Consider the following 9,156-nt stretch of genomic DNA (forward strand, 5'->3'; position numbering starts at 1 on the left):
GTCGAATCCATCAGAGCTCGGCCGGGGGCGTCAGCTCGAGAGCAGCTCCCGGAACGGCAGGGTCTTGTCGGGGCGCGCCTCCGCGGGAAGGCCGAGGACGCGCTCGCCGATGACGTTGCGCTGGATCTGCTCGGTGCCGCCGCCGATGCGGATGCCCCACTGACCGAGGAACTGCTGCTGCCAGAGGCCGTTCTGCGTCGCGTCGCTGCCGATCAGCATTCCGGCCGCGCCCTGGATCGCGAGCGCGAGGTCGCCGTTCCGCGCGACGTGCTCCGACATCGACAGCTTCAGCACGGAGCTCTCCGGCCCGGGCATCTTCCCGGCGCGGATCGCGGCCTGCGCACGCGCGCCGAGGTACCTGATGACCTCGAAGCGGATGAACGCGTCGGCGAGGCCCTGCCGGATCACGGGGTCGCCGGCGACCCCGTACTCCTGCGCGAGACGCTTGAAGTCGCCGAAGCCGACACCCGCCCCGCCGCCGGTGCCACCGCCGATCATGTTGCGCTCGTTCGCGAGCGTCGTCTGCGCGACCGCCCATCCGCCGTTCACCTCGCCGAGGACGTTCGCGACCGGGATGCGCACGTCGCTCAGGAACACCTCGTTGAAGTGCGCGACGCCGTTGATCTGCCGGAGCGGCCGCACGTCGATGCCCGGCGTGCGCATGTCGACGAGGAAGTACGTGATGCCGCGGTGCTTCGGGACGTCGACGTCGGTGCGCGCGAGCAGGATCCCCATGTCGCTGTGGTGAGCACCCGAGTTCCAGACCTTCTGCCCGTCGACGACGAACTCGTCGCCGTCGCGCACGGCCCGGGTCCGCAGCCCGGCGAGGTCGGAGCCGGCGCCCGGCTCGCTGAACAGCTGGCACCACACCTCGTCGCCCCGGAGCAACGCGGGGATGTATCGGTACTTCTGCTCCTCGGTGCCGTGCGCGAGCAACGTCGGCACCACCATCCCGAGCCCGACCGCGAACACACCCGAGTTCACGTCGAAGCGGGCCTGCTCCTGGGCGAAGATGCGAGCCTGCTTCGCGGTGCCGCCCCTGCCGCCGTACTCCTTCGGCACGTTGATCCCCGCGAACCCGCCTTCGAACAGCGTCCGCTGCCACTCCCGGCACAACCGGACGTGCTCGGCGTCGGCCGCGGGCGAGTTGTCCGCCGACGCGTACCGACGCGTGAATTCGCTCTCACCTCGCCGAGGCTTCGCGTGCGCGGCGAGCCAGGCGCGCGCCTCCTCCCGGAAGGCGCGGTCCTCGGGGGACTCTTGCTCATGGTCGCGCTCGCTGCGAGGCGGGATACCCGCCTCGCGGCCGCTCGCCGCTCCGTACTCATGGTCGCGCTCGCTCACTGCGCTCCGATGACGGGTATCGGCTCGACCTTGGCCACGAGGTCCCGCACGACGGGGCCGAGCTCGCCGGGCTCCCAGCGGTCGCCCTTGTCCGCGCCGGGCAGCGGCCGCCAGTTGTCGGCGATCCAGACCTGACCGCCGACGACCTCGAACACGTGACCGGTCACGCCGTCGGCGTCGTTGCTGCCGAGCCACACGACGAGCGGCGAGATGTTCGCGGGGTCCATCACGTCGAACCCCTCCGCGGGCTTGGCCATCATCTCGGGGAACGTGTCCTCGGTCATCCGCGTCCGGGCCGACGGCGCGATCGCGTTCACGGTCACCCCGTAGCGTCCGAGCTCCGCGGCCGCGACACGCGCGAACGTGGCGATGCCGGACTTCGCAGCCGCGTAGTTCGCCTGACCGACGTTGCCGTAGAGGCCGGCACCCGAGCTCGTGCACACGACACGCGCGTGCACGTCCTCGCCCGCCTTCGTCTGCTCGCGCCAGTAGGCGGCCGCGTGACGCGTCGTGCAGAAATGACCGCGCAGGTGCACGCGCATCACCGCGTCCCACTCGTCCACCGTCATGTTGACGAGCATGCGGTCGCGCAGGATGCCGGCGTTGTTGACGAGCGTGTCGAGCTTCCCGAACGTGTCGATCGCGGTGTCGACGATCCGCTTCGCGCCGTCCCAGTCGGACACGTCGTCGCCGTTCGCGACCGCCTCGCCCCCCATGCCGCGGATCGCGTCGACGACCTCGCCCGCGGGGCCGGTCGAGCCGCCGGTGCCATCGACGTCGGCGCCGAGGTCGTTGACGACGACCTTCGCGCCCTGGCGCGCGAACTCGAGCGCGTGCTCGCGACCGATGCCGCGCCCGGCGCCCGTGACGATGACGACGCGCCCGTCACAGACGCGGGAAGGACTCACGAGAACGACGGATGCGGGTCGGACGAGACCACCCACATCGCGTAGTACTGCGCCGCACCGCCGTACGCCTGCGCGAGCGCGACCTTTGCACCGGGGACCTGGTGCTCGCCGGCCTGGCCGCGCACCTGCTGCGCAGCCTCCCCGAAGCGGAGCATCCCCGACGCACCGATCGGGTTCGACGACAGCACGCCGCCCGACGGGTTGACCGGGAACGCGCCCGTGATCTCGGTCTCGCCGGAGTCGACCATCTTCCAGCCCTCGCCCGGGCCCGCGATGTCGTGGCCCTCGAGCCACATCGGCTCGTACCACGAGAACGGCACGTAGAGCTCGGCGACGTCGATCTGCGTGCGCGGGTTCGTGATGCCCGCGGCCTCGTACAGCATGTGCGCGCACTCGACGCCCGCTTGCGGGCGCACGGTGTCACGCCCGGGGAACGAGCCGAGCTCGCTGCGCATCGCGGTCGCGATCACCCACGCCGGCTGCTTCGACGCCTTGCGGCCGCCCTCCTCGTCGGTGAGCACCATCGCGGCCGCGCCGTCGGAGCTCGGGCACGACTCGAGGAAGTGAATCGGGTCCCACAGCATCGGGGACTCCTTCACCTTCTCGATCGTGATGTCCGGCAGGTGGAGGTGCGCGTACGGGTTCTTGAGCGCGTTGAGCCGGTCCTTCACCGCGACCTGCCACCCGATGTGCTCGGGCGCGCCCGAGTTCCGGATGTAGGAGCGCATCCACGGGGCGAAGATGCCGCCCGCGCCCATGCTCCCGCTCCGCCCGCCGGCGAGACCCCACTGCGCGTTGCCCTCGGACTGCTTCTCGTACGCGACGGTCAGCACGCGCTTGTGGCGACGGGCCTGGACGAGCGACGTCGCGACGATCGTCGTCGACCCACCGACGCTCCCGGCCGTGTGGACGCGCATCATCGGCTTGCCGTTCGCGCCGAGCGCGTCGGCGAGCGACAGCTCCGGCATCATCACGCCCTCGAACGGGTCGGGCGCCTTGCCGATGACGACCGCGTCGATGTCGCTCCACGTCATCTCGGCGTCCTCGAGCGCCCGCAGCGCGGCCTCGCGGACGAGCCCGGGGAGCGACAGGTCGTCGCGGCGCTTCTTGTGCTTCGTCTGCCCGAAGCCGACGACCGCGCAGGGTTCACCGAGGTTCGTCACGAGTCGCCCTCCAAGACGCAGACGAGGTTCTGCTGCAGGCACATGCCCGACGTCGCGTGACCGAGCGTGCGCGAGCGGCCGCCCTCGACGATCTGCTTCGCCGCCTCCGCGATGCGCGCGAGCCCGACCGCCATCACGGGGTTCGCCGCCAGCGCACCACCCGACGGGTTCACCGCGACGTCGTCGCCGAGGCCGAGCGCCTCGCGCAGGATCGGCTCCTGGTGCGTGAACGTGGCGGACAGCTCCGCGACCTCGACGGGGCGGTCGCCGACGCCCGCGCCCTCGGCGGCGAGCCTGGTCGACGTCGAGACGGTGAGGTCGCGCAGGCCCGGCTGGTGCGCCTCGATGCGGTGGTCGATCCCACGGATCCATGCGGGCCGCTCGCACACCTCGCGCGCCTTGTCGGCCGTCGCGAGCACGACCGCGCACGCGCCGTCGGAGATCGGCGGCAGGTCGTGCTTGCGCAGCGGCGCGGTGACGTAGGGCTGCGCGAGCAGCTCGTCGACGTCGAACTCGCCGGTCACCTGGGCGTACGGGTTCTTCATCGCGTCGCGGCGACTCCGCGCGGCGATCTCCGCCATCTGCCGCTCGGTGACCTTCCCGGCGTCCAGCAACGCGCGTGCCTGCAGCGCGGCGAACGACACCGGGTCGACGCCGAGCGGCGTGAGCGTGTACGGGTCGGTCTGCAGCGGATAGATCTCGGCCGGCACACCGGGCGACGACTTCCCCGAGCCGAACACGAGCGCGGTGTCGATGTCCTCGTGCTGCAACCGCACCCATGCCTCGTACAGCGCCCATGCGCCGTCCATCTCGACGTGGCTCTCGGTGATCGGCGGCCACGCGCCGACCGCTTCGAGGTTCATCACGAACGCGAACGTCTGCCCCGACAGGTAGTCGCAGCTCCCCGCGCACGTGAACCCGATCTCGCGGCGCGGGATCTTCGACATCTCCAGCGCCTCGTTGATCACCGGGAACAGGAACTGGACCTCGGTCTGCTGCGCCTGGCGCTCGTTGCGCGCCTGCGCGTACCCGATGATCGCGACGTCCTTGAGTGAGCTCGCCATCACCACACCTTGTCGCTGAAGCTGTCGGCCGGCACGTCGGGCTCGCCGGTCGGCCGGAAGCCGCGCAGCGAGCCTTCCAGCGCGCTCCCCGACCGGTTCCCGACCTCGTCGACGTTGCGCTCGCCGGGCTTCGCCCACACGGCCTCGACCCGCATGCCCGCGCGGACCTCGTCCGTCGGGATGTCGAGGATGTCCTGGAGGATCAGCATCCCGCCGGGCGGGTCGAGCAGGATCGACGCGCGCACGAACGGCTCGGTCTCCTTCTGCCCGTAGTACTGGACGGGCGTGACGATCGTGTAGTTCGTCACCACTCCGCGGTCGGCGAGCTGGATCTCGTTGCGCTCGTCGAGCTCGATGGTGTCGATCGGGCAGTAGCCCTTCGGCGGCACGTACACGAGGTGGCACTTCGGGCACTGCTGCGCGATGAGCCGGCCCTCCATGAGCGCCTCGCGGAAGCGCACGACGGGCGGGCTGACGACGTCCGTGTACGTCAGCGACATGAAGTACTCCATCATCGTGACGGGCTCGTCGCCCGTCACAGCGGTGTCGCTCTTCGCGGCGGTCATGCGGCACCTCCCTCGGGGACGAAGCACTCGATGTCGTCGATGCGGCCCTTGCGCTCGGCGCGCCAGCGCGGTGTGACGCGCATGCCCGTGCGCATCGCGTCGATGGAGCCGGCGTCGACGGCGTGCACCATCGCGGTGTCCGCGCCGTCGAGCTTGACGAGCGCGAACGCGAACGGCCGGTCGAGCGGGTGCTTGCGGGTCGGCTCGCTCACCCACGCCCACGTCTCGACGGTGCCCGCGGGACCGACCTCGACGAGCGGCGGCTCGAGCGCGTCGCCCGTCTCGGGGTCGTACTCCTGCGGCGGGACCAGCACGCGGTCGCGGCACCGGATGCCGAGGATCCTCCCGTCGCGCAGTCCGGTGAGGAACGGCCCGATCACGGGCCCGAGCGTGCGTGTGTAGGGGAACTCGATCGTGTGCGTCGTTGCCTGCAGCTCGGTCACGGCCCGAGTAGAACACATTCCATTTCTGCGCGGCAATTGGGCACGAAACGCGCGCTGCGGGCTACGCGTCGGGCAGCAGCAGGCGCGCCGCGGACTCGAGCTCGTCGCCGACGTCGCCGACGTTCGCCCAGTCGTTGACCCACCCGAGCAGCGCCGAGAACCACACGTGCGAGAGCACGGACACGATGCGCAACTTGCGCGCGGGGTCCATGTCGCCCATCGGTTCGGACAGCAGCTGCACCATGATGGCGCTCATCTCGGCCTGGCACTCCGACACCGCGGGATCGGGTGACGAGATCGCGCTCACCATCGCCTTGCCGAGACGGGGCTGGCGCTCGATGGCCGCCATCGCGCGCCGGACGGCGTCGACGACGCGGTCGGCGGGCGACACGCCACGCGGCGGCCTGCGCTCCATCCGGACCTGGACCGCGCGCGAGAACTCGACGAGCGTGGCCGCGAGCAGGTGGTCCTTCGACGAGAAGTACCGGTAGATCGTCCCGAGCGCGACGTTCGCCTGCGCGGCGACGTCACGCATCTGGACGGCGTCGTACCCGCCCTCGGCCGCCAACGCCATCGCGGCCTTGATGACGCGGTCCCGGCGCGCGAGCTGGTTGCGCGTCAGGGCCTCGCCGTTGGTGTCGACCGCAACGACCTCGTTGTCGTCGGAGTCCCCTGCCCGGGTACTCACTACGGCGCGCACTCCTGCTTCGACAGGTAGGTCGGCGGCTTCGGCGCGACGACACCGGTCGTGGTCGTCGTCGTGGTGCTGGTCGACGGCGTGCTCGCGATCTGGTCGAGGGTGACCGCGTACAGCACCGCGGGCGGGAGGACGGCCTTGAAGTCCGTCCCGAGCACGACGACGACCGTCGAGTCGGTCAGGTTCGGATCGTCCACCAGCCGGCCGACGCCACCCAGGTAGAGCTGCACGACACGTGCCGAGTCCAGCTGCTGCGGGCGGTAGTGGACCTCGGTCTCCGTCGTGGCGGGCGCGTCGCCGACACCCGCGCCGATGAAGTGGTACTGGCTCGTGAGCGTCTGGAGGACGTTGCTCGCCTGGCCGGAGACGCCCGTCCCGTTGAGCACGCGCACGCTGATCTGCTGCGGGTGGACGTCCTTCGGCGCGGGCGGGGGACCGCCGAACGTGCGGAGCCGCTGGAACAGCTCGTCCGCGTCGGGCTGCTGCAGCGCCAACCCGTTCCCCGACTCGCGCACGGGGAGCGTCAACGTCGCGAACGTCGACGGGTCCGACGGGTTGACGTCGCGGAACGCGCGCACCAGCGCGAGCAGCTCACCGTGGTTCTGGGCCAGGCTCGCGTCGACGGTCAGCTTGGACACGATGCTGTCCGCGATGTCGTTCGCGGCGAAGACGTCCTTCTCGGCCTTCTTGAAGGCGAGCGTCGCGAGCTGACGGATGAACCCCTGTTGGCGCGCGATGCGGTCGAGGTCCGCGCGGGGGCTCGCGTCACGCCACTTCCCGTCCTCGTAGTAGAGGAGGTGGCGCGAGCGGACGTACTGGAGCGCGGTCTGCCCGTTGAGCTCCTGGGTGCCGGAGGCCGGGATGTACAGCCCGGTGCAGGGGTCGTACGCGGGCGCCGGGAACACGATCGGCACGTGACCGATCGCGTCGACGATGCCCGAGAACGAGTCGAACCCGACCTCGATGTAGTGCTGGATGTCGACGTTGAAGTTGAGCTTGATCGTGTCGATCAGCCGCTGCGGCCCGGCGTTGAACGCGGCGTTGATCTTCGTCCGCCCCATCCCGGGAACGTTCACGATCGTGTCGCGCGGGAGCGAGACGACGAGCATCCGCTTCTGCGACGGATCGACGTGGGCGATCATGATCGTGTCCGAGCGTTGACCGCCCTCCTGCTGCGCGCTGCCGAACGCCTGTGCCTGTGCCGCGTTGTTGACGAAGGCGCGCGAGTCGGACCCGATGACGAGGAAGTTGCCGGAGTTCGCGGCAGGCTCGTGCGAGAGCGTGAGCCCCTTGCGCGTCTTGATGCGCGACAGCTTCTGGTCGACGCTCGTCCGCATCCCGACGACGCCGCCGGCGATGACCACGAAGCACAGGCCGAGCGCGAGGACGTAGCGCCGCGCGAAGTTGATCCACGAGAACTGGGGCCAGGTGCGCGCGCCGTTCCCGCGCCCCGCGCGCCCGCGTGCCCCGCGGCGTTCACGGCGCGTCGTCATGCCGCGCCCGACTCCTCGATGCCGGCGAGGAGGTCCGCGATCGCGCCCAGCGACGCATCGAGGATCGCGGCCGTGCGGCGGTAGACGTCGAGCGGCTGGCCGACCGGGTCGTCGACCTCGTCCTGGGGGTGGCCGACCGGACGGTCGGGTTCGCGAAGGGCAGCCACGCGCGCGAGCCACGCGCCGACGGGCTCGCCGTCGGCTCGGGGGCCGATGGCGCGCCCCAGCCGCGCGAGCTCGCGCACCATGAACGTCTTGTCGGCGGCGTCCGGGCAGCGGGTCGTCACGAACTCGACGTGCGCGCGGGTCATCCCGAGCACCAGGTCGGCGTCGGCGACCAGCTCTGGCGTCAGCGAGCGGCTGCGGTGCGCGGACAGGTCGAGGCCGTGCTCGCGCATCGCGTCGACGGCCTCGTCGGACGCGGGGCCGCTCCAGCGCATCGTGCCGGCCGAGTGGACGCGCGCGGGCAGCCCGCGCACGTCGAGGTGACGTCGGAGCAGGGCTTCGCCCATCGGCGAACGGCAGATGTTGCCGGTGCAGATCACGAGCACGTCGATGCGCGGGAGTGTAGGAGGACTCGCTGCTCCGGCCCGGCGCGCTGTCGCCGTACGGGCTGGTGGCAAGCTGCGCGCCACGAGGAAGGAGGGTGGATGGGCCCGCTGGACGGAGTGCGTGTGGTCGAGCTGGGCGTCTGGGTCGCGGGGCCCGGCGCGGGCGGCATCCTCGCCGACTGGGGAGCCGACGTCGTGAAGATCGAGCCGCCGGCCGGTGACCCGGGGCGCACGTTCGGCGCCATGCTCGGCGGCGACGTCCCGTTCAACCCGCCGTTCGAGCTCGACAACCGCTCCAAGCGCAGCATCGTGGTCAACCTCGCGACGGACGACGGACGGGCCGTCGCGTACGACCTCCTTGCGCGCGCGGACGTGTTCCTCACGAACGTCCGGCTCGCGGGGCTCGCGCGCGTCGGCCTCGACCCCGAGACCGTCACCGCGCGCTGGCCGCGACTCGTGTACGCGGCGATCACCGGCTACGGGCTCGACGGTCCCGAGAAGGACCGCGCGGCGTACGACATCGGCGCGTTCTGGGCCCGTTCGGGGATCGCGCACCTGCTCACGTCGCCGGGCGGGACGCCGCCGTTCCAGCGGGGCGGGATGGGCGACCACTCCGCCGCCATGACGATGGCGAGCGGTGTGTGCGCCGCACTCGTCGCGCGTGAACGCACCGGCCGCGGTCAGGTCGTGTCGACGTCGTTGCTGCGCCAAGGCCTGTACACGATCGGGTTCGACGTGAACACCGCGCTGCGGTTCGGCGTCGGCATCGGCGTCGCGACGCGCGAGACGATGGGCAACCCGGTGATCAACAGCTACCGCGACCGCGACGGCCGGTGGTTCTGGCTGATCGGCCTCGAGGGCGAGCGTCACTGGCCCGACCTGTGCCGCGCCGTGGAGCGCCCGGAGTGGATCGACGACGAGCGGTTC

10 protein-coding genes are annotated in these 9,156 nt (G+C 71.2%); 1 reads left to right on the plus strand and 9 read right to left on the minus strand.

From position 1 onward, the window contains the following. Positions 1–30: 30 nt before the first annotated feature. From VFC33_07015 to VFC33_07055, 9 genes are all read right to left on the minus strand, one after another. The gene (locus VFC33_07015) at positions 31–1,344 is read right to left on the minus strand and encodes an acyl-CoA dehydrogenase family protein (protein ID HZR12986.1); all 1,314 of its coding nucleotides are present in this window, start codon (positions 1,342–1,344) and stop codon (positions 31–33) included. Further along, the gene (locus VFC33_07020; protein ID HZR12987.1) at positions 1,341–2,252 is read right to left on the minus strand and encodes an SDR family oxidoreductase; all 912 of its coding nucleotides are present in this window, start codon (positions 2,250–2,252) and stop codon (positions 1,341–1,343) included. The genes VFC33_07015 and VFC33_07020 overlap by 4 nt, the downstream gene beginning before the upstream one ends. After that, positions 2,249–3,415, minus strand: coding sequence for a thiolase domain-containing protein (locus VFC33_07025; protein HZR12988.1), 1,167 nt, complete (start codon positions 3,413–3,415; stop codon positions 2,249–2,251). Before VFC33_07025 ends, VFC33_07020 begins: the two co-directional genes overlap by 4 nt. Then, a complete protein-coding gene (locus tag VFC33_07030) occupies positions 3,412–4,479 on the minus strand; it encodes a thiolase domain-containing protein (GenBank protein ID HZR12989.1) in 1,068 nt (355 codons plus the stop codon). Before VFC33_07030 ends, VFC33_07025 begins: the two co-directional genes overlap by 4 nt. After that, a complete protein-coding gene (locus VFC33_07035; GenBank protein HZR12990.1) occupies positions 4,479–5,045 on the minus strand; it encodes an OB-fold domain-containing protein in 567 nt (188 codons plus the stop codon). Before VFC33_07035 ends, VFC33_07030 begins: the two co-directional genes overlap by 1 nt. Then, a complete protein-coding gene (locus tag VFC33_07040) occupies positions 5,042–5,488 on the minus strand; it encodes an OB-fold domain-containing protein (protein ID HZR12991.1) in 447 nt (148 codons plus the stop codon). Before VFC33_07040 ends, VFC33_07035 begins: the two co-directional genes overlap by 4 nt. 61 nt (positions 5,489–5,549) lie before the next feature. After that, positions 5,550–6,176 (minus strand): TetR family transcriptional regulator, encoded by a 627-nt coding sequence (locus VFC33_07045; GenBank protein ID HZR12992.1) that lies wholly within the window; start codon positions 6,174–6,176, stop codon positions 5,550–5,552. Then, on the minus strand, positions 6,176–7,678 hold the full coding sequence (locus tag VFC33_07050; GenBank protein ID HZR12993.1) for an LCP family protein: 1,503 nt from the start codon (positions 7,676–7,678) through the stop codon (positions 6,176–6,178). The genes VFC33_07045 and VFC33_07050 overlap by 1 nt, the downstream gene beginning before the upstream one ends. After that, a complete protein-coding gene (locus VFC33_07055) occupies positions 7,675–8,229 on the minus strand; it encodes a hypothetical protein (GenBank protein HZR12994.1) in 555 nt (184 codons plus the stop codon). Before VFC33_07055 ends, VFC33_07050 begins: the two co-directional genes overlap by 4 nt. 99 nt (positions 8,230–8,328) lie before the next feature. Between VFC33_07055 and VFC33_07060 the strand changes: the two genes are divergently transcribed. After that, positions 8,329–9,156, plus strand: an 828-nt coding sequence (locus VFC33_07060) for a CoA transferase (protein HZR12995.1), incomplete at its 3' end; no start/stop codon positions are given.

This window comes from Acidimicrobiia bacterium (assembly GCA_035651955.1).
Lineage (GTDB): Bacteria > Actinomycetota > Acidimicrobiia > IMCC26256 > JAMXLJ01 > JAMXLJ01.

Excerpts from the sequence above, each read along its gene's own strand:
- VFC33_07030 (HZR12989.1), bottom strand. The coding sequence starts at position 4,479 with ATGGCGAGCTCACTCAAGGACGTCGCGATCATCGGGTACGCGCAGGCG.
- VFC33_07035 (HZR12990.1), bottom strand. The coding sequence starts at position 5,045 with ATGACCGCCGCGAAGAGCGACACCGCTGTGACGGGCGACGAGCCCGTC.
- VFC33_07050 (HZR12993.1), bottom strand. The coding sequence starts at position 7,678 with ATGACGACGCGCCGTGAACGCCGCGGGGCACGCGGGCGCGCGGGGCGC.